This window comes from Bacteroidia bacterium (assembly GCA_040880525.1).
Lineage (GTDB): Bacteria > Bacteroidota > Bacteroidia > CAILMK01 > JBBDIG01 > JBBDIG01.
Genome location: JBBDIG010000051.1, coordinates 36,598 through 56,406, shown reverse-complemented (window position 1 = coordinate 56,406; position 19,809 = coordinate 36,598). Strand labels below are relative to the sequence as shown.

21 protein-coding genes and 1 pseudogene are annotated in these 19,809 nt (G+C 43.3%); 4 read left to right on the top strand and 18 right to left on the bottom strand.

The window, feature by feature from the left end:
* Positions 1-4: 4 nt before the first annotated feature.
* Together WD077_14545 and WD077_14540 are read right to left on the bottom strand one after the other, a co-directional pair.
* Complete coding sequence (locus tag WD077_14545) at positions 5-973, bottom strand: GNAT family N-acetyltransferase (protein ID MEX0968448.1); 969 nt, start codon at positions 971-973, stop codon at positions 5-7.
* The gene (locus WD077_14540; protein ID MEX0968447.1) at positions 963-1,580 is read right to left on the bottom strand and encodes a TetR/AcrR family transcriptional regulator; all 618 of its coding nucleotides are present in this window, start codon (positions 1,578-1,580) and stop codon (positions 963-965) included. Before WD077_14540 ends, WD077_14545 begins: the two co-directional genes overlap by 11 nt.
* Before the next feature lie 383 nt (positions 1,581-1,963).
* On the opposite strand from WD077_14540, the gene WD077_14535 reads away from it, so the two are divergent.
* The 3 genes from WD077_14535 (at position 1,964) to WD077_14525 (ending at position 5,767) form a co-directional block, all read left to right on the top strand.
* Positions 1,964-3,667, top strand: coding sequence for a T9SS type A sorting domain-containing protein (locus tag WD077_14535; protein ID MEX0968446.1), 1,704 nt, complete (start codon positions 1,964-1,966; stop codon positions 3,665-3,667).
* Positions 3,668-3,735: 68 nt separating this feature from the next.
* Positions 3,736-4,320, top strand: coding sequence for a sigma-70 family RNA polymerase sigma factor (locus WD077_14530; GenBank protein MEX0968445.1), 585 nt, complete (start codon positions 3,736-3,738; stop codon positions 4,318-4,320).
* Positions 4,295-5,767: an outer membrane beta-barrel protein gene (locus tag WD077_14525; protein ID MEX0968444.1), complete on the top strand. Its 1,473-nt coding sequence runs from the start codon at positions 4,295-4,297 to the stop codon at positions 5,765-5,767. Before WD077_14530 ends, WD077_14525 begins: the two co-directional genes overlap by 26 nt.
* A gap of 36 nt (positions 5,768-5,803) precedes the next feature.
* Here the strand turns inward: WD077_14525 and WD077_14520 are convergent, their stop codons facing one another.
* From WD077_14520 to WD077_14500, 5 genes are all read right to left on the bottom strand, one after another.
* Positions 5,804-6,469 carry an NAD(P)-binding oxidoreductase gene (locus WD077_14520; protein MEX0968443.1) on the bottom strand — a complete coding sequence of 222 codons (666 nt, stop codon included), beginning with the start codon at positions 6,467-6,469 and terminating at the stop codon, positions 5,804-5,806.
* Positions 6,470-6,502: 33 nt separating this feature from the next.
* Positions 6,503-7,588, bottom strand: coding sequence for a PKD domain-containing protein (locus WD077_14515; GenBank protein MEX0968442.1), 1,086 nt, complete (start codon positions 7,586-7,588; stop codon positions 6,503-6,505).
* A gap of 11 nt (positions 7,589-7,599) precedes the next feature.
* On the bottom strand, positions 7,600-8,793 hold the full coding sequence (locus WD077_14510; GenBank protein ID MEX0968441.1) for an outer membrane beta-barrel protein: 1,194 nt from the start codon (positions 8,791-8,793) through the stop codon (positions 7,600-7,602).
* Positions 8,790-9,359: an RNA polymerase sigma factor gene (locus WD077_14505; GenBank protein MEX0968440.1), complete on the bottom strand. Its 570-nt coding sequence runs from the start codon at positions 9,357-9,359 to the stop codon at positions 8,790-8,792. Before WD077_14505 ends, WD077_14510 begins: the two co-directional genes overlap by 4 nt.
* Positions 9,360-9,425: 66 nt before the next feature.
* The gene (locus WD077_14500; protein MEX0968439.1) at positions 9,426-10,694 is read right to left on the bottom strand and encodes a T9SS type A sorting domain-containing protein; all 1,269 of its coding nucleotides are present in this window, start codon (positions 10,692-10,694) and stop codon (positions 9,426-9,428) included.
* Between the two features lie 448 nt (positions 10,695-11,142).
* On the opposite strand from WD077_14500, the pseudogene WD077_14495 reads away from it, so the two are divergent.
* Positions 11,143-11,451: pseudogene (locus WD077_14495) on the top strand (VOC family protein).
* 225 nt (positions 11,452-11,676) lie between these two features.
* Here WD077_14495 and tsf read toward each other — a convergent pair.
* The 11 genes from tsf to WD077_14440 form a co-directional block, all read right to left on the bottom strand.
* A complete protein-coding gene (tsf, locus tag WD077_14490) occupies positions 11,677-12,513 on the bottom strand; it encodes a translation elongation factor Ts (protein MEX0968438.1) in 837 nt (278 codons plus the stop codon).
* Between the two features lie 24 nt (positions 12,514-12,537).
* Entirely contained in the window at positions 12,538-13,302 is a 765-nt protein-coding gene (gene rpsB / locus WD077_14485; protein ID MEX0968437.1) for a 30S ribosomal protein S2, read from the bottom strand.
* A 10-nt stretch (positions 13,303-13,312) separates the two neighbouring features.
* Complete coding sequence (gene rpsI / locus WD077_14480) at positions 13,313-13,699, bottom strand: 30S ribosomal protein S9 (protein ID MEX0968436.1); 387 nt, start codon at positions 13,697-13,699, stop codon at positions 13,313-13,315.
* A 1-nt stretch (position 13,700) separates the two neighbouring features.
* Complete coding sequence (gene rplM / locus WD077_14475; GenBank protein ID MEX0968435.1) at positions 13,701-14,144, bottom strand: 50S ribosomal protein L13; 444 nt, start codon at positions 14,142-14,144, stop codon at positions 13,701-13,703.
* A 240-nt stretch (positions 14,145-14,384) separates the two neighbouring features.
* Entirely contained in the window at positions 14,385-15,731 is a 1,347-nt protein-coding gene (gene accC / locus WD077_14470; GenBank protein ID MEX0968434.1) for an acetyl-CoA carboxylase biotin carboxylase subunit, read from the bottom strand.
* 56 nt (positions 15,732-15,787) lie between these two features.
* Positions 15,788-16,303 (bottom strand): acetyl-CoA carboxylase biotin carboxyl carrier protein, encoded by a 516-nt coding sequence (gene accB / locus WD077_14465; GenBank protein ID MEX0968433.1) that lies wholly within the window; start codon positions 16,301-16,303, stop codon positions 15,788-15,790.
* A 100-nt stretch (positions 16,304-16,403) separates the two neighbouring features.
* Positions 16,404-16,970 carry an elongation factor P gene (efp, locus tag WD077_14460; GenBank protein MEX0968432.1) on the bottom strand — a complete coding sequence of 189 codons (567 nt, stop codon included), beginning with the start codon at positions 16,968-16,970 and terminating at the stop codon, positions 16,404-16,406.
* An 85-nt stretch (positions 16,971-17,055) separates the two neighbouring features.
* On the bottom strand, positions 17,056-18,066 hold the full coding sequence (locus tag WD077_14455) for a beta-ketoacyl-ACP synthase III (GenBank protein ID MEX0968431.1): 1,011 nt from the start codon (positions 18,064-18,066) through the stop codon (positions 17,056-17,058).
* Between the two features lie 10 nt (positions 18,067-18,076).
* Positions 18,077-19,018, bottom strand: a complete 942-nt coding sequence (gene plsX / locus WD077_14450) for a phosphate acyltransferase PlsX (GenBank protein ID MEX0968430.1) — start codon at positions 19,016-19,018, stop codon at positions 18,077-18,079.
* A 43-nt stretch (positions 19,019-19,061) separates the two neighbouring features.
* Positions 19,062-19,253, bottom strand: coding sequence for a 50S ribosomal protein L32 (gene rpmF, locus WD077_14445; protein ID MEX0968429.1), 192 nt, complete (start codon positions 19,251-19,253; stop codon positions 19,062-19,064).
* A gap of 21 nt (positions 19,254-19,274) precedes the next feature.
* Positions 19,275-19,808: a DUF177 domain-containing protein gene (locus WD077_14440; GenBank protein ID MEX0968428.1), complete on the bottom strand. Its 534-nt coding sequence runs from the start codon at positions 19,806-19,808 to the stop codon at positions 19,275-19,277.
* Between the last annotated feature and the right edge of the window lies 1 nt (position 19,809).

The following is a 19,809-nucleotide window of genomic DNA, read 5'->3' as shown; positions in this document are numbered from 1 at the left end:
ATGATTACAATAGATTGAATTGTTTAAAGTGGTGGGTAAAATGCTTGTTATGGAATTTTACCCATTCGAGATAATTTAATCGGCCGAGAACCGGATGAACGGTTTGAGCTTTGATATCGCAGGAAAAATGCTTGTGAAATTCCTGCAATGCCTTTTTGAGTTCTCCAATCGCTGTTTCCAGATCAGGTTGTGTAAAGGGCGGTAAGTTATCTCCCATTCCCGGAAACATAATTCCCTCCGGTAGTTCTTTGTCTGTGTTCACAACAAAATTTTTTGATCGCTCTTCCTCTTCCTTTGAGACGGAAATCGTTTGGGCGTCTTTACCATAGGAGAATAGAATAACAAATGTCAGGTGCTCTACCATGTGCTGTGCGCTCATTTTGCCAAACCGTGGAAGAGTATCCGGACGGAGCAGGCTGAGCTTTTCAAAAATCTCTTTTGGGTTCGTGAGATCCAGAAAACGTCTTTCTTTAAGAACCACGTCATACCGTTGCTCTCTCAGTGTTTTTCCGAAAGCTGTTGATGGTATCTCTTCTGTAAACTGGAAGCCATATTTTTGATACAGATGGGCAGCCCTGCCAAGCTCATGGGTAGTCCAAAGGAAAGATGACTGGTAGCCACACTCTTTCATGAAATCCATATACAACCGCATTAATCTATTTCCAAGCCCGATACCCCTGTATTCAGGCATGATAAGGAAATAACGCAATTGGGCTGAATGGCCTCTGTCAGCCAATAAAAGAAATCCGATTATTTGTTGCCGGTGTTCACATAGCCACACCCTCTCACGCTTTGGATTGTAGGAGCTATAGAATTCATGTAGCCCTCCGGCTACGTAGGACTCAAATTCAATTCCATGACTGCGCTCCCGGCTGTAGAGTATACCGTGCAGGTAAATTATGTGCCCAATATCTCCAGGCTGCAATTGATTGCGAATATGAATTTTTCTGATATTTAAGTTTTCAGTATTCATGTTCTATTGTTCTGTATTGCTCAAGGCCTTTCTCTGTAAGATGAGGCAACATTATTTTCCACACATGCACTACCTCACTGTTCGAGTCAATTGAAGGATGGTGCTCACCTAATATTTTTGTTTGCTGCAGCCAGAAAGTGGACATTACCCATATTCCATGCACCAGTGTTTTGTAGTAACCAGGTTCCGGTTCTGGCTTGAGCAGTTCCATTTCTATAAGGGTATTAAATAGCAACTTGAATTGATCCCTCCTAATTTTTATGGTGTGCCTGTACCGTTGGATGATCTCAGGGTGGTGACGGGAGATTTCCAGGATGTCCATGTAAAAGAAGCGGTATTTCTTCTGAAAATTGCTGATGCGCATGAACAGGTTGTTGAAATGAAAAAGGTCGATCTTTTCTTTTGAGGGGTAAACGGTAGTAGCCATTTCTTCATCCATTCGGGTATAGATCTCACCCAAGATGACTCCTTTATTGCTGTAATGATAAGCCAGATTGCCATGACTGATACCTATCTCGACTGCAATCTGGCGAAGCGTTACAGTAGTCAGCCCGTGCTGGTTGAATAGCTTTATAGTCGCTTTTACGATCTTATCTTTGGTAGTCATGCCAGCACAAAGTTAGAACAAATGTTCTAACTTTGTATCCGGGTTGATTGATTCTTGGACTTGTGGGTAAGTCCTGCTACTTCAGGTGGGACTAATAAACACTGGGGGTATTATTTTATTCCCATTCATAATCACCGGATTTGACCGGCATCTGGCAGCGCTGTTTCCTGCTACCGGATGCGGCAGCCTTTGCACCCAGCAGCAGAATGCAATAAACCAATTCTGGTTGTCGAACTGCTGGGGTATCCTGATGCCCGGATACAGGAGTTGTGATTTGATGCAGCTTTTCACCTGCCGGAAATTTTTCACCACCGTAAAAAAAACCCTACCCAACCATTGCTCCAACCTTTCGTATATAGGAGTAACAAAACAAAATCTATATTATGAAAAAAGTATTTACAATTCTTCTGATGGCAATCTTACTTATAGCCGGGCCAGATAAGATTTGGGGCCAAACCAATGTACCCGCTCTTATCCAGACAAATCAGGTTTGGGACATTTCAGGCAGTCCCTATGTGATTAGCCAAAACACCTACATTGATACGGGTGTTTCGGTAAAAATTCTGCCTGGTACGGAGGTGTTGTCACAAAGCACTGTTTACACTTTGCTGGTTGGGGGAGAATTACAAGCCCTGGGCACCCATGATTCGACTGTTCATTTTGAAAATTTACAAATTGAGTTAAATAAAGATGCCTGGTCTTATGACAGCTCGAACGGAACTGGAGCATTATTTAGCTATTGCTCGTTTATAACTCCAGGTATAGGTAAGCGGGGAATTTATGCTAATAGCACAGGGGTAAGAATTGAAAACTGCCTTTTCACGGATATTTATTATGCCGTTTATGCCATGGCATCAGGGTCTGCTATACGATTAGAAGTGATCAATTGCACTTTTAATGACAGTACAGGAACATCTTACCCCATTTATGCAAGCAGCACATACATTGATGCTGTTATTATCGGAAACACCTTTAATAACTTTAACAAAGGCGGAGGATTCTTCCTAACCAATAATTCTCTTTATATGGTCCGTAACACCATAAACGGCCAAAACAGGGTTTCCATTAAAGCTGTTGGCTCCAACATCAGTTGCAACCTTTTCAAAAATCTGAGGTCGGGAGTTGAAATACAACTGTATGCTAAAGACACAATAAACAGTTGCATATTTATACACAATACCCTTGACAGCAATGGGAGTACCCTTACAGGTGACGGTATGTTAACAGTTTACAAGTTGTTTAATTTGAATAATTCACGCTTTAACAACAATAATTTCCTTAAAAATAGTGGCACCAATGAGAAGGTAACTATCAACGGTTATAATCCCAACCCTGCCTCTTCCGAGCCAGTAGATATGACAGAAAATTACTGGGGCAGCACTGACTCTGCAACCATCGAAACCTATATTAAGGACTATTCAGACGACATCAACATATTTGGCCGTGTGGACTTCTCCGGATTTCTGAATGCCCAGGATACTACCTGTGATGAAGATCCCTTCGTTTCAACCTGCAATGCCTCATACTACCTGGCTGTTGACACCAGTGATATTTATTCACTCTACGTCATTCACAACAGCACGGGAATAACTTCCAATACTTCTTTTCATTGGGATTTCGGTGATGGGTCAACATCAAATCAAAAATATCCAACACATGATTACGCTTCTTTTGGCAAGTACAACCTGTGCCTTACACTTTATGATTCAGCGGAAAGCTGCAGCAGCATCTACTGTGATAGCATCGGAATTGACAGTGCAGGCAATCTTTTAAAGAGGAATGCATTCAGGATAATCGTGATTGATGAATCCGATGTAACCAGCATAGATGAGCTGAACCTGCAAAATGCCATCAGTATTTTTCCAAATCCTTCCAACGGCACGATAAATATTGAGACTCAGGAAAAGGGCCGGATGGAGGTGTCTGTTATGGATTTGACGGGCAGACAGGTATACGGATCAACGATGGAAACATTTACCGGCCAAACCAACTCAATGAATTTGTCTAACTTGCCGAACGGAGTTTATCTGTTACAATTTCAAATGGGAAGTGACAATTTCACGAAAAAAATTGTGATCAACAAATAAACTCATATCGCATATAAGAAGTTAATTTTAAATCAAAGGACAAGGTCTATACCTTGTCCTTTTTTAAGGTGACAGAAAAAGAACTTATAGCAGGATGCATCAAAAACGACAGGAGATGCCAAAGTGAACTATACAAGCGGTACTTCCTTATGATGAGCAATGTAGCCATGCGGTACTGTAAATCGGAGGATGAAATTCTGGCAGCGATAAATTATGGATTTTTAAAAGTGCTTCAGAATATTTCAAAATATAACGACAAGTATTCGCTGGCCACCTGGATAAGGAATATACTAGTAAATCACTTGATTGATGAATTTCGGAAATCCGTGAAGCAAATTCAAAATGTCGCGATTGACGAAAATACCTCACCGAAATCAGTAACTTATAATCTTGCGGAGTATCATTATTCTGAAATGGAACTCCGTTCAATGCTCGGTCAATTACCTTATGTGACCCGGACTGTTTTTAATCTCTTTGCTATTGAGGGTTATAAACATGCAGAAATTGCCAAATCACTGAATATATCGGAAGGTACTAGTAAATGGCATGTAAATGAAGCACGTCAACGTTTGGGGGCAATGTTGAACAAGACTTTACAGAATCAAAAAAAAACAATAAAGACAACAAATGAGCGAGAAGAATTCCATAGATGAACTGTTCCGCGATAAATTGGACGGAGCAGGTTTAAAATATACTTCCGAATATTGGGAGCAGATGGATGCTTTGTTGAATAAAAAGAAACGGAGATCCTTCAAAACTGCTAAAGCAGCAGGCTTGATAGCTGCTCTGCTCCTCCTGCTCGTTCCGGTAGTTTACTTCACAACCGGAAAAATGGAGAAACAGACAACCCATAACTCACAAAAACCAAATATTTCCCAAACGGAAAAACCAGAGCATGAAAAGCAAATAACAACGGATATAGAAATCACAAAGCCATCTCATAAACAAAATACATCAACACCCGAACTCACGCCTTCCGGAAAAGACCTTATTAAAACTGAAGTTCCTCAGGTTGATGACGATCAAACTGTCACGGTACAGAAAAATGATGTCCGCCAGGATGAAGACGGTCGAACTGCCGCAGTACAAGTAAATGATGTTCCCCATGTTGAGGATGATCAAACCGCACCGACACAAGGAAATGATGTTCGGCAAGTTGAGGGTGACCAAACTGCTACAGTAGAAATAAATGAATTTGGTCAAAATTCGGAGAAGCCAAATGAAGCCCTTGCAGGCTCATCCACCACGGCAGGCTTACCCTTAGTTCCGATGCCTACCATTGGATTAGTGTTTCCGGTAGTGGCACAAAAGGAAATTGCCGAAAGAATTACCCTGCGTCCATCCACCAAGCCAAAACATAAGTCTCCCTACGTTAATATTTATGCAGCACCATTTTTTAATTATGGTTTAATTCGGCACCGAGGTGATGAAACCGTGGCCGACTGGAAATCTTCCCGGGAGGAAACCCAGCCGTACATCAACTACGGATTGGATTTGCGCCTGCAGAAAAAAAGATTGGGTTTGCTTTTAGGTTTAGGCATCATGCAATGGAGCGAAATCACCAATTATACGAGCCAATTAAACCACTATACCTTTGACACCAGTTTATTCATGGTTTCACGGAATTACAAACAACGGCCGGATAGTTCTTATGTGGCTTTAATTGGTACCAGGATAGACACCACCTCTCACACCACCACCGATACTGCTTATTGCCCAAATTGTAAAGTAAAGTTCCAATACTTTACCTTGCCCCTGGCCTTTCGCTACGAAGTGGGTCACGGCTCCTGGCAATATTTCACCGAAGTCGGAATTAGCCTTTCCTTTTTGCTCAAAACCCAGGGCGAATACAGCACCCAATGGAATATCGTTGACAATGAAAGAAACGGAATGCAGACCGAAAATTCCGGCAAAAAGTATTTTACCAACACCCTCATACACTCCGGCTTGTCTTTGGGCGTTAAATACAGCCCAACTCCCAACTTAGGAATAAATGCCCGCCTGCGCTACAACAGGGCGATCAACTCGATGATGCAACGGTATAACCAACGTCCTGATTTCTACGGTATTGGTTTGGGCATTGAATACAGGTTATATTAAATGTATACCGGGTAAAGAATGGCAGGCATTCTATTCTTATTTCTTGGATATTACAATTTTTTTTCTGATCAGTTCGGTTTCATTTAAACAGCCCACAAGATACTGAGCTACACTTTGTCGGCTTATAGTCAGACTTGGTTTAGGCTTATTGTCAATGGTTTCTTTAATATTTTCCTCCCTCATTGAATTTGTCAGTCCAACAGGTCGAATAATAGTCCAGGCCAATTTTGATTCTGTAACTAATTTTTCTTGTCTCTCGTGATCTTCATATGTAATTCCGATATTACTATTTTTAATGAACCATTTAAACCATTTTGGAATATCATTATTAGTTTCAGAAGCTCCCCAAGCTGAAACTACAGCCAGTCGGTTAATATTCTTTTTTTCCGCGATTGAAACCAAAAGTTTCATTACATCTGACAGATAATTTCCAGGTGTTTTTAATTTCGCCCAGGGAAAATCAGATCTTCTTGAGATATTCAAAACGCTGATTACTGCGTTGCAGTCTGAAATAGCTTTTTCTAAGTCCGGTTTATGGTTCGGATTTCCTTCAAACAAGGTTAATCCATTTTGTTTTTCAATTCGATCGGAGTTCCGTGAAAGGCAGTTTACTGCATAGCCGCTTTCAACTGCTTTTTTTAAGACTAGTTTTCCAGTTCTTCCGGTTGCGCCAAGTAATAGTATCTTTCTCTTCTGTTTCATAGTGCATAGGGTTCCGTGAGAGATTAAAGCGCTTCAGGGATAGGCTACTCCAATTTCTCCACTGAAATCCTCAAACTTAATAGAGTCTGTATCAGAATATAACCAGCCATCAAACTGCACACTGAGTTTCATGGTTGGTTGTTGATTTTCGTTTATTTCATATTTTTCTGAATTCAATACCCTGAAATAACTCTGAGCCGGCTGTGCCCTTATCCCAGATGAATAAATTTTCCCGTTTTCGTCAATCCAGGTGATTGTTACCTTTGAAAAATCAGGGGCGTTAAGCAGTGTGTAAGTAAAATTAGCCGCGCAGTTTTGCGTAAGAACATTTACATTACGGCTATACGTTGAAAGGCAGTTGATAGAATCCATTACCTCAAGTGTAACTTCATATACCCCAGGCTGCCTGAAATCATGAACCGGATTTGGATCGTTGGAAAAAACAGTTCCACCAACTGACCAGACATGCCTCACAGGGTCACTCCCGGTTGGGTATGAAAAAAACGACACAATGGAGCTATTGGGTGGGTCATGATCAAAATAGGTATGGCAATTTCTATTCGCGAAATCAATAATATTCGTAATTGAACTAATACACCCCACGCTATTGGTTATGGTAAGAGTAACAGGAAAAACTTGCCGTTGAGGATCAACAATATTAAATACATGTAGAGGACTTGCTTCTTGGGAAAAGGTATTGTCACCAAAATCCCAGTTATAATAACCCTGGCCCATTTTGAGAGTATCTGCCATGAACTGCACAACATAAGAAGGGAGCGGACTCCGGAAGGGATAATCACCCGGAGCAAGAGCCTGTTCAATATCCAGGAGCCCCCCAGCTTGTTTGTCACGAATGGTAATAGTTAATGTCCCGGGACAGTTGCTAGAGCAGTTCAGCTTCCTGAACTCCCCTGTGAAGGAAATCACTTGATGTGTGTCGCGGCCATGGGAGGTGAACATATAATAATCGTGTTCACCAGCAGTAATTTCCATTTGGTTCCCGTTAATCATTCCTTTCACGAAAAATACCGGATCACCATTCTGTGGCTGTGGAAGGTCATTTTCCCGACAACCTGATAGTAATGCGATTAAAAGTAATACAAAAGAATATATTTTCATATTCGAAGTCATTAATAGAACCTGTAACGGAATAGAAACTTTAATCCCAGGTTCCTGTCCACTGAAGTATTGTTAAAATGGCCATCAGAGGTTATATCCAACAAGCCATAATGACTTCGTAACAGTATGCTTGCCCGCTCATTCATGATCATCTTGCACCCAATCGTTAATTGCAGGTCATAATTATTGAAGCCTTTGGTATAACCCCAAGCAGGTTCAATTGACTGTTGTGTCGGTTCAGTTGCGTAAGATACTTTTCGTTCCACATTCCCTGAAGTGTTCAGGAGATAAGTACCCTGCATTCCGGCAAGAACAGAATATCTGCCTCCGGTCCTCAGTTCAGCATATACTGGAAGCTCCAGGTAGTGCAGGCGTTTGATATCCACACTAATCTCTTCCTGATGAAGGCCAAAGCTATAATGCTTTCCCTGCATGGTTGTATCGGCATTTAAGCCGGCCCGTGATGTATAATTTAATTCTGTATTGATTGAGAGAAAGTAATTGATCAGACGGCCAAAATAAATACCTACAATAGGATTCGCAGCAGAGGTTATAGCTCTATTACCTCCATTTTCAAATCCCCTTATTACATGGAAGCCACCTGTAATTCCAATTTCAACTGGGCGGAATGTTTTGGCAGGCAAATTAGGATTAACCATTTCAATGCTTTCAATTAATCCCAGAAACGTGGCTTCTTCTGCAGATATGGTTTCCAGGGCCTGTAATTCACTTGGCATCAATAAGTGTAGCCTCTGAAGTGCCATGCCCGTAATCCCTGTTGCTACACTATGCCGTGAGGAGGTTTTATGCCCGGATAATTCATCATACCTCGAATACTTTTGAGCCGGATTTTTCATTTCCGGTTTACGGACAACGCCATTTGCTTTGCCCTGAGAAGTTCCAGGTTTATCTTTAATTTTAATTTTAACGGGACTGGGAGTTAAGAATTTCTTACCATTAGTTTCCCGATATTCAACTATTCCTGAACCACCTTCTTTTTCTTTATCATTAGTTCCCGGGCTGAAATACATTACACCCGCTGTAAACATCACGGCTAAGGGTAACCAAAACAGCCACATGATGAAGCGCTTTCGCTTGCTCTTGTTGATCAGCTTTTCCGCATCCTGCCAGGCATGCTCATTGAAAATGACCTGTCTTTGACCGAGTTTCCTCCTGATTAACTCGTCTATATTTTTATTTTTCATAGCGTAATTGCATTTATCATCATCATGAAACTTTGCCTTAATACCTGCTGAAGTTTACTTCTTGCATTGCTCACGTGCCATTTTGAAGTCCCATCAGAGATATTCATCATCTGTCCGATTTCCTTATGTGTATATCCGTCAATTACATGCAGGTTAAATATTTTCCTATTCATGGCAGGTAATGCTTGCAACATTTTTTCAATATCTTCGGCTGTCAGGTTGTTTTCTGCTTCGCTCAAAACATTTCCTTCCAATTCCCCGTTTTCGTCAAGTTCACCAAACTGCATATATTCCTTGTACTTTTTGTTTTTCCTGAATTCGTCAATAATCGTATTTATTGTGATCCTTTTACACCAAATTTCAAAAGGTATTTTCTGATTATGATGCTTCAAACTATTTAATATCTTCAGAAAAGCGAGGTTTAGCACAGCATGGGCATCATCTTCATTTTTTTCATAGCGCAGGCAAATCCGCATCAGAAATTCATAACAATCCTGGTAAAGCTCAAATTGCGCTTTTTTCTCCTTTTTTCTGCATCGGATCAATAGCTCTTTCGATATACTCATTTAGAACTGTAAAAATGCCGGGCATTCATATATATATAATGCCCGGCTTGATTTTTTTACTTGTGATCAATACTTTAACACCTTTCTCTGAATAGTATATTCTCCATTGGCTGAAGCTATCCTGAGAAGATAGATACCTTGTGGATAAGTTGTCATGTCCAGGATATAATCAAAATTCCCTTTAGTTGCAGACACTTCATGATTATGCAACATTTTGCCATTCAGTGAAGTTAGCCAGATAATAAATTCTCTGTTTTCGCCAAGATTGAACTGCATGAACAGCTTATCTTTTACCGGATTGGGATACATCCCTTTAAATTCATACTTGTAGCTCATAATCCCGGTGGTAATGGAAGTTTTATTCACTACAAACCCGATATCATTCACGCTGTTGTTCTCACTATCAAGCAATACTTCCTGCGGAACACAAATTTTCCCCGGAATATCTACATACAGTTTATAGCCGCCCAATGCCAGGTTGTTGAAACCATATTTGCCATCTTCATCCGTATGAATGTATGCAACTGGCTCATCATCATCCGTCATCAGGATAACCATTGTATTTTTTACAGGGTCACCCGGGCCATTTCTTTTATTGGCGCCTTGTGAAACATAACCTCCGATAAAGCCAGGACCGCCCGGATTATTCCCGGAAACTAAACTGATGTCAAGATTTTTGAGGTTACCGGTTACCACTACCGAATCGGCATTCGCCCAAAGTACAGATGATCTGTAGTATGTCGGTAAATAGGATGATTGATTAGGGGAGGAAGGAAGCAAAGCCGCCTTTAGGTAGTAAGTTTCTCCGCTGTCTAAATCATGGAAGAAATAGTAGCCTTGTCTTACTTCTATAGAATCAACCACAGTAAGATATGGATTTGACTGGCTGCTGTCTTGTGTTATAAGGTAAGCCATGCCATCCGTGATTGCAGCTCCTGCGGCACTAATAAAACCTTCAACCGAGAAAATGTTGTTTCCTCCGCCACCTGAACTCTTGGGTTTACAATAGTTGAAGTCAGAAACCACATAATTGGCATTGCTGCTAAATACCCCTCTACCTGGAACCGAGTCGCCATGGCAGTCAGTAATCCAAATGATAAGTACACCTTGCTGGGCAGTAACGGGTATGGTATCGGCATAATTACCTCCGGCATCTGTGGCCACTGTATTGGTATAGCTGCCATAGGCTGGGTCTAATTCGATGTGCACCTGCACATTTTGAACCGCTTGGTTGAGCGAATCGGTCACTGTGCCGCTCACATGAACATCATAGGATTGTGCATGTATGAGTAAAGAGGTGACCATGAAGCTGAATAGAAAAGTTAAGATTTTCATTGATGTAATTTTAAAATTAGTTTTAAAAAAAATGGTATTGAAAGCTTTCAATACCATACACGTAAATCAGGAGAAGATGGTTGGTATTCCCCTGCTTTTTCGCTCCCAAGGAGAATAATGGGTCTGTACTACCAACATGCCGCCTCTATGAGGTTATTAATACGGTTTAACAGGGAAGAGTGGTTCCCCGTGTTGGCGCGCGGCTTTGACGCATGTCTTTTGCCGCCCCCTCAGTCGCCCGGCTCCTGCATGTCCGGTGGCCTTTGGCCGGATTGAGGAAGCGCCCATGGCAAATCAATTGAACCAACCTGATAGTGAGGAAAATTACTGAGAGAAGCAGCTTTACACTTGGATTTGTAATTTTTACCTTTATCAAAAAATAATTTATATGAAAAACTTAGTTTCAATCATAGAAATTCCGGTAATTGACTTTTGACGAGCGGTCACTTTTTACCAGGCAATTTTAGGCGTGAGCATTGAGGAAGTTGATATGGACGGAACTCAATTGCGGGTTTTGCCAGGCGATGGAGAAACCGTAAATGTTGTAATGGTAGAAGGAAATGACTATAATCCAACAACTGATGGTGCAGTCCTTTACCTGAACGCAGGAAACGATTTGCAACCTACTTTGGATAAAATAGAAACCAATGGAGGAAAAGTAATTGTTCCGAAAACGGAGATCAGTCCTGAAATGGGATGCTATGCCATGTTTGTTGACACGGAAGGAAATAAACTGGGGCTGCATTCAATCCATTGAAACCCAATCTTACGATATTAGAAATGTCGATTAAATAATCACAAACTTTATTTTTTGCGATTAATATTTAATAAATAAACTTAAAACAGGAAGGCTGCCGGACAGTTCCAGACAGCCTTTGTTTTAATTCTATAAATGGTATTAACGATTTACTATAGCCACCAAAATAATTTATCCGTTTCGGTAAATATAAAACAAAAAAGGAAGCTTTCGCCTCCCTTTCTCCTATCCTCCGATTTCCACTCGTTTGAAATCAGTTATTTTTAATTCCTTATCAATATCCTCCAGCAGCTTCTTCACAGTCTTTGAAGGATCTTTTACGAAATCCTGGTTCAAGAGTGTACGCTCTTTGTAGAACTTGTTGAGCTTGCCTTCAGCAATTTTGTCTACCAGATTGTCTGGTTTGCCCTCTGCACGGATTTGCTCACGGGCTATTTCAATTTCGCGCTCCACAGTTCTGGAGTCTACCTGATCTTTGTCCAGGGCTACCGGGTTCATGGCTGCAATCTGCATGGCCACATCCCTTCCGGCTTGTGACACTTCTCCGTTGCTGCCGCCTTTGCTCATCGCCACCAGCACCCCGATTTTATTTCCGAGGTGATTGTAAGCCAGCACATGTTCGCTTTCCACGCGCTCATATTCCGAGAGGTCAATCTTTTCACCGATCTTGCCCATCTGGTCAGTCAGGTGATCAGCAATTGCTTTGTCATCAACCTGCTTCTGCTTCAGTTCATCGAGCGTGGCCGGCATTGACTTCAGCGCCTCATCAGCAAACTTGTTGGCTATCTCTATAAAATCAGCATTTTTGGCAACAAAGTCCGTTTCGCAACTCAGTGCGATTACAATTCCCCTTTTGTGGTCATCTGAAGTTTTGGCGATCACCACACCTTCGGTCGCCTCGCGATCAGAGCGCTTTTCAGAGACCTTCTGGCCTTTTTTGCGGAGATAGTCAATGGCTGCTTCAAAGTCGCCATTCGTTTCCTGAAGCGCCTTTTTACAGTCCATCATACCTGCACCGGTTACCTGGCGCAGTTTATTTACATCTTTGGCAGTAATGCTCATCTTAATATAAGTCTGTTTTAAGAATTAGTCGTTTTGTTCCTCGGCTACGGCTTCTTCCTTTTGCTCAGAATCAGCGCCCTCCTGGCGTGCCTGCTTGGTTTTCTTCCTTTCTTCCAGGCCTTCAGCAATGGCATCGGTCATATAGCGGGTAATGAGCGCGATAGACTTTGATGCATCATCATTGGCGGGAATAGCAAAATCCACAAGGTTTGGATTGGAGTTAGTATCCACCATTCCAAAGGAAGTAAGGTTGAGTTTAATGGCTTCGGAAACGGCAATATGTTCACGCTTAATATCAACGATAAAAAGTGCTGCGGGAAGCCGGGTCAGGTCGTTAATTCCGCCAAGTACTCTTTCCAGTTTATCGCGTTCGCGCGTCAACTGAAGCCTTTCCCGCTTTGCGATATTCTCAAATGTACCGTCAGTGCTCATCTTTTCGATGTTGCTCATTTTCTTAATGCTCTTGCGAACAGTTGAGAAATTGGTGAGCATTCCTCCGAGCCAGCGATCCGTAACGAACGGCATGTTCACACGTTGGGCGGATTCCATGACAAATTCTTTCGCCTGCTTTTTAGTAGCCACAAAAAGTATTTTTCGTCCGCTCCTGGCAATATTTTTAATTGCGAAGGCGGCTTCTTCAAGCTTTCTGAGCGATTTGTTCAGATCAAGTATGTGAATTCCATTGCGCTCCATAAATACATAAGGCGCCATGTTGGGATCCCACTTGCTCTTCAGGTGGCCAAAGTGTACACCTGCTTCTAGTAACTCCTGTACTGTGAGTTTTTCCATTATTAATATTTTATCTCTTGCTGAATTGGAAACTCTTGCGAGCTTTTTTCTGTCCGTATTTCTTTCTTTCCACCATTCGCGGATCGCGCGTCAGGAGATCATGGGGCTTCAGCAATGCGCGATATTCCGCATCAATTCCCACAAGCACGCGCGAAATGGCCATGGCCACTGCGTCTGCCTGTCCGTTTATTCCTCCTCCCTTCACATTAACTTTCGTGTCATACTTTCCTCCGGTCTCGGTTACCCCATAAGGATGTTGCACTCTGTCCTGCAAAACTGCCAGGGGAAAATATTCCTCCAGCTTTTTGCCGTTGATATTGAAATCGCCATTTCCGGGTGTAACGTAAACCCTTGCAATGGAGGTCTTCCTTCTGCCTACTGCTTGTTTTTGTTCCATCTTACAATTCTAACTTTTGGGGTTGTTGGGCCGTATGAGGATGTTCGGCTCCTTCATATAAAAAAAGATTTTTAAGACAAGGCTTTTGAAGTTTGTTGTGAGGAAGCATTCCCTTCACGGCTTTCAGCAGCACTTCCGTGGGCTTTTTCGCCATAAGCTCAGCCGCAGTGGTTTTGCGCTGGCCGCCAGGATAGCCACTATGCCGGAGGTAATATTTGTCAGACATCTTCTTGCCCGTGAGCTTTACTTTATCTGCATTGATTACGATCACCTTATCGCCTGTATCAGAATGCGGAGTGAAAGTAGGTTTATTTTTTCCCCTGATGATCTTGGCAAGTTCGGAAGCCAGTCTTCCAACTACTTTATTCTCGCCATCCACTATATACCAGTTACGGGTTATGTGGTGTTTATCAAAGGATCGTGTGATCTGCGTTACCTGACTCATTGTCGTATGAAAAAATTTAATGCGGGTGCAAAATTATCGTTTTTCTCTTTCTCTAAAAATATTCATTTATTATTTATACCGGGTTTACCGGTAAATAAGTTTTTCAAAGCGGGCCACTTTTGCTTCCGGATGCCGACTCCTGCTATGCCTGTGCCGGAAAGAAGCCTGTGTTTCCGGTAGTTAATTTTAAATTCTGGCTGCCGGCAATTAATTCGATGCAATCCATTTATTGGCTGGCGACTACCCTTTTGAGGACAGATCGAAGTGGTCCATAAAGCTGGTATCAAATCGCCCTTCCTTAAAATTCTTATCGTCCATAATCCTGAGGTGCAACGGGATGGTAGTCTTCACGCCTTCGATGATAAACTCCTCCAGGCACCGTTTCATCCGCACGATGGCTTCCTCACGCGTACGTGCGCTGACGATGAGCTTCGCGATCATGGAATCGTAATGAGGAGGGACCATATAACCGGCATACACATGGGTATCCACCCGCACGCCATGTCCGCCCGGCTTATGCAGGTTCAGTATTTTTCCGGGGCTGGGTGAAAAATTGTTGAAAGGATCTTCAGCATTTATCCGGCATTCAATCGCATGTTTTTCCGGAAAATAATTTTTCCCTGAAATGGGAACACCCGCAGCCACAAGGATCTGCTCTTTTATGAGATCATAATTTATGACTTCCTCTGTAACAGGATGTTCCACCTGAATACGTGTATTCATTTCCATGAAATAAAAATTCCGGTCCTTATCCACCAGGAATTCAACTGTCCCCACGCCTTCATAATTCACGGTTTTGCCGGCAGCAATGGCCGCTGCTCCCATTTTATCCCGGAGGTCGGGCGTCATAAACGGGGAAGGTGCTTCCTCCAGAAGCTTCTGGTGCCTGCGCTGTATGGAGCAATCGCGCTCCGATAAATGGCTGATGGTGCCGAACTGATCACCGATGATCTGGATCTCAATGTGGCGCGGCTGTACGATGAATTTTTCAAGATAAATATCGTCATTGCCAAAGGCAGCTTTGGATTCCTGGCGGGAAGATTCCCAGGCTTTCTCCATTTCCGATTCTTCCTGAACAATTCGCATTCCTCGCCCTCCACCACCCGCAGAGGCTTTCATGATCACAGGATATCCAATTTCTATTGCAACCTTCCTGGCTTCATCCAAATCGTTGATCAGGCCATCTGTTCCCGGCACACACGGGACGCCAGCTTTCTTCATGGTTTCCTTTGCCCGGCTTTTGTTGCCCATCGCGTTGATCATCTCCGGTGAGGAGCCAATGAACTTAATGCCGTGAAGCTGGCATATTTCGCTGAACTTGGCATTCTCTGAGAGGAATCCATAACCGGGATGGATCGCGTCAGCATTCGTGATCTCCGCAGCGGCAATGATGCCGGGGATCTCAAGATAGGACCGGCTGCTGGGAGGAGGGCCAATGCACACCGCCTCATCGGCAAAACGCACATGAAGACTGTCGCGGTCTGCCGTGCTATACACGGCCACAGTTTTTATTCCCATTTCCTTGCAGGTGCGGATCACGCGCAAGGCTATTTCTCCCCGGTTGGCTATCAGTATCTTTTTAAACATTCTGGTGCGGTTCCTATGTAATTGAAAGAGGAAAATTCACGGCAGCAATCGCCACATCAGGAGGGATCAAGGATGAAGAGCGGCTGATCAAATTCCACCGGGCTTGCATCATCGGCTATCACTTTCACAACTTTGCCGCTGATCTCTGCCTCTATTTCGTTGAACAGTTTCATGGCTTCTATGATGCAGACTACATCTCCTTTGTTGATATTATCGCCCACCTTCACAAAAGGATCCTTGTCAGGCCCGGCAGAGCGGTAAAAAGTTCCGACCATCGGTGCTTTGATCTCCACATGATTACTGGCCAATGGAGGCTCTGTAGCGGCTGCTGGCCCGGCAGGAGCCTCTCCTGAAGGGGGTTGTTGCCCCGGCTGTTGCTGTGCCGGTACCATCATGCCGGGAGCCGGCTGGTTCGATGGCATCATCTGTATGTATGACGTTCCACTGCCTTCAGCAGGACCTTGCGCTCCTGTTTTTATGACTATCTTAAAATCATCTTTTTCAAGCTGAACTTCATTTACGCCAGATTTTGACACGAACTTGATCAGTTCCTTGATGTCCTTTAATTCCATGGTTGGTTCAGTTTAATTTTATTGCGAAACATAGGCAAAAATTTCATCATGGATGAAACTATGAGATCAATATAGAATGTCTTTACCTTCAAATGCAAAGCTATTTCTTAACCCGCTCTGCATAGGAGCCGTTGCGTGTATCTATTTTAATAACTTCTCCCGTATCTACAAAAAGCGGTACCTGAACGGTAGCGCCAGTTTCTACAGTGGCAGCTTTCAGTGTATTGGTTGCGGTATCGCCTTTCAGACCGGGCTCAGTATAAGTGACCTGCAACTCCACAAAAGGCTTCAACTCAGCGCTCAGTGGTGTCTCCGTATCGGCATGGTACAGGATGTCCACCATCTCTCCTTCTTTAAGAAACTGCGGTGAATTGATCAGGTTTTCCTGAATTGAGACTTGCTCGAAGTTTTCAGTATGCATAAAGATGTAACCTGTGTCATCTTTATAAAGAAACTGGAATGGCCTGTTCTCAATACGGCAGGTGGTTACTTTGGTGCCCGAAGAAAACGTATTGTCAAGCACCCTGCCCGTGGTAAGGCTTTTCAGCTTGGTGCGAACAAATGCGGGTCCTTTTCCAGGTTTCACGTGCTGGAAATCCACGATTTGCATCAGGTCATTATTCCATTCGATGCACAAGCCATTTTTAAAATCAGCAGTAGTTGCCATAGATGAGTGATTACTAAATTAAGATTGACCTAAATATGTTTTAAAATTTTTGATCCTGCATTCGCTGAAGACGCAGGAATTGGATCTATCCGGAGACAGACGCTCCGTCATACGCCCATTTCAGGTAAATAGCACCCCAGGTGAAACCGCCTCCAAAGGCTGAGATGATCAGGTTGTCCCCTTTCTTCAGCTTAGGTTCCCATTCATTGAGGCAGAGCGGTATTGTGCCGTTCGTGGTATTACCAAACTTCTGAATATTGATCATCACTTTTTCCGGGGGGAGCCCCATCCGCTGGGCAGTGGCGTCAATGATCCGGAGGTTTGCCTGGTGCGGCACCAGGTAAGCAATATCATCTGACTGCAGGTTATTCCGCTTCATGATCTCATAAGATACCTCAGCCATATTGGTGACAGCAAATTTGAATACGGTTTTTCCCTCCTGAATCACATAATGTTCTTTGTTCTGCACCGTCTCTAATGTAGGCGGATAAGCTGAACCACCAGCTTTCTGGTAGAGAAACTGCCTGCCAGATCCATCAGCCCGCATGATTGTATCCATAATTCCCACCTCTTCTTCCACGGCTTCCAGAAGCACAGCCCCTGCCCCGTCTCCGAAGATGATGCAGGTAGCACGATCTGTATAATCTATGATGGATGACATTTTATCGCCCCCAACTACGACTACTTTTTTGGCCGCCCCTGACTCAATATATTTCGAGGCCATTGTAAGCGCGTAAATAAACCCTGAACAGGCCGCCTCGAGGTCAAAGCCAAATGCTTTTTTCATTCCCAGTTTATCAGCCAGAATATTAGCTGTGGCAGGAAAAACCATATCAGGGGTAACGGATGCCAATATGATCAGCTCAATTTCTTCGGGTGCGGTATTCGTTTTCTCCAGCAGTGTCCGGATGGCTCTTTCTGCCATAAACGAAGTGCCATTGCCCTCTCCCTTTAAAATTCTCCGTTCAGAGATTCCTGTGCGGCTTTTGATCCACTCATCGGTGGTATCCACCATTTTTTCCAATTCTGTATTGGTCAATATGTAATCAGGAACATACGCCCCAACACCTGTAATTGCCGCCCGGATTTTTTGCATTAAATAATTTTTAGGATTCAAACGCGTCCCTGATCTTGCCGATCACCTGAGACTCAACCATGTCCCGGCCCAGCATAATCATGCTTTTGAAGGCGGTAGGGGAAGACACACCGTGGCCAATCAGGACAGGTTTATTTACTCCCAGAATGGGCGTGCCCCCGTAATTCTCGTAATCAAATTTGTCAAAGTATTCATCCGTCAGTCCTCTCCGCTTCATGATATGCCGGATGGATTCTGCTGCCTTCAGGACAACATTCCCCGTAAACCCGTCACAAACGATCACATCCGCTGCATCTGAGAAAAGGTCATAGCCTTCAATATTCCCGATAAAGTTGATTTTAGAATGCTCTTCCAGCAACGGATAAGTGGCCTGGGTAACGATGTTGCCTTTTTCTCTTTCTGATCCAATGTTCAGGAGCCCCACTTTTGGCTGTGGGATGTGGTAAACATTTTTGGAATAAATGCTCCCAAGCATCGCGAACTGCACCAGCACTTCCTGCTTGCAATCAAGGTTTGCCCCTACATCCAGGATAATCCCATAGCCGCCATTTTCTTTTGGTATAAGGGAAGTGATGGCGGGCCGCAGCACTCCGGGAATCGCTTTAATGCTGTAGAGTGCGCCTACCAGCATAGCCCCGGTATTGCCCGCACTCATGAACACATCAATCTCAGCATCATGGAGCATTCTAAAACCTTTTGCAATGCTGCTGTCAGTTTTCTGCTGAATGGCTCTGGTAGGGGAATCGCTCATACCAATTACCTGGGAGGCTGCTACCACTTTCACATTTTGGCCGCCAGTATGATTCTTTTCAACATACTCATTAATGATCGCTTCGTCTCCAATCAGCACAAGCTCGTGCTCATCGGGAAGTTCCCGCAGGGCTAATGATACTCCTTCAAGGGCTGCAGAGGGGGCATAGTCGCCTCCCATAATGTCTATTCCTGCTCGCATTCGTGGTGGGTAGTGGGTGGGCTTAGTTTTACCAAAAAAATGATCAGGACTTTTCTTCCTTGTCGATCACTACTTTTCCTTTGTAAAACAGCTTGCCTTCATACCAATGGGCGCGGTGATACAGATGGGGTTCTCCTGTGGTAGAATCTATAGCAATGGTAGGCGTTGATGTCTTGTAATGTGTTCTCCGTTTGTCTCTTCTGGTTTTGGAGATTTTCCGTTTAGGATGTGCCATTTAATTTTTACGCTTTAAAATTTAGTTATTATTCTTCTTCTTCAATAAATCTTTCAAATCATTCCAGCGCGGGTCCGATTCCGTCTTTTCTTCACGCTCATGTTCTTCCAATATTTTCAGCATTTCCGGGTTGCAGTCCTTCCCGACAGATTCACACAAAGAACGCATCGGCATGATGAGATGAATGTACTCAAAAATGTATTGTGCTACGTTAAGCTGCTGTGTCTCTGCAGGCAGCATCACCAGGTCATCGTCTTCCTCAGGTTCTTCTGCTTCGCCAATTTTAATGTAAAGTTTAAACTCTTCGCTGACCGGATAATCAATAATATTCAGACAGCGATCACATTCAAGGCCTAAAGTTCCTGAAAGTTGGAACGTAAGGACAAATAAAGTTTCCTTTCGTTTCTCAAAAATCAGGTTCACCTGTACATCACCTTCCTGAACCTGCGTTTCTTCAAAATTCTCAAAGAACTTATCATCCACCTGGTACTGAAAGTGATGCTCTCCCTGCCGGAGGCCCTTGAAATTAATAGTATAGGCTTGAAGATGATCCACA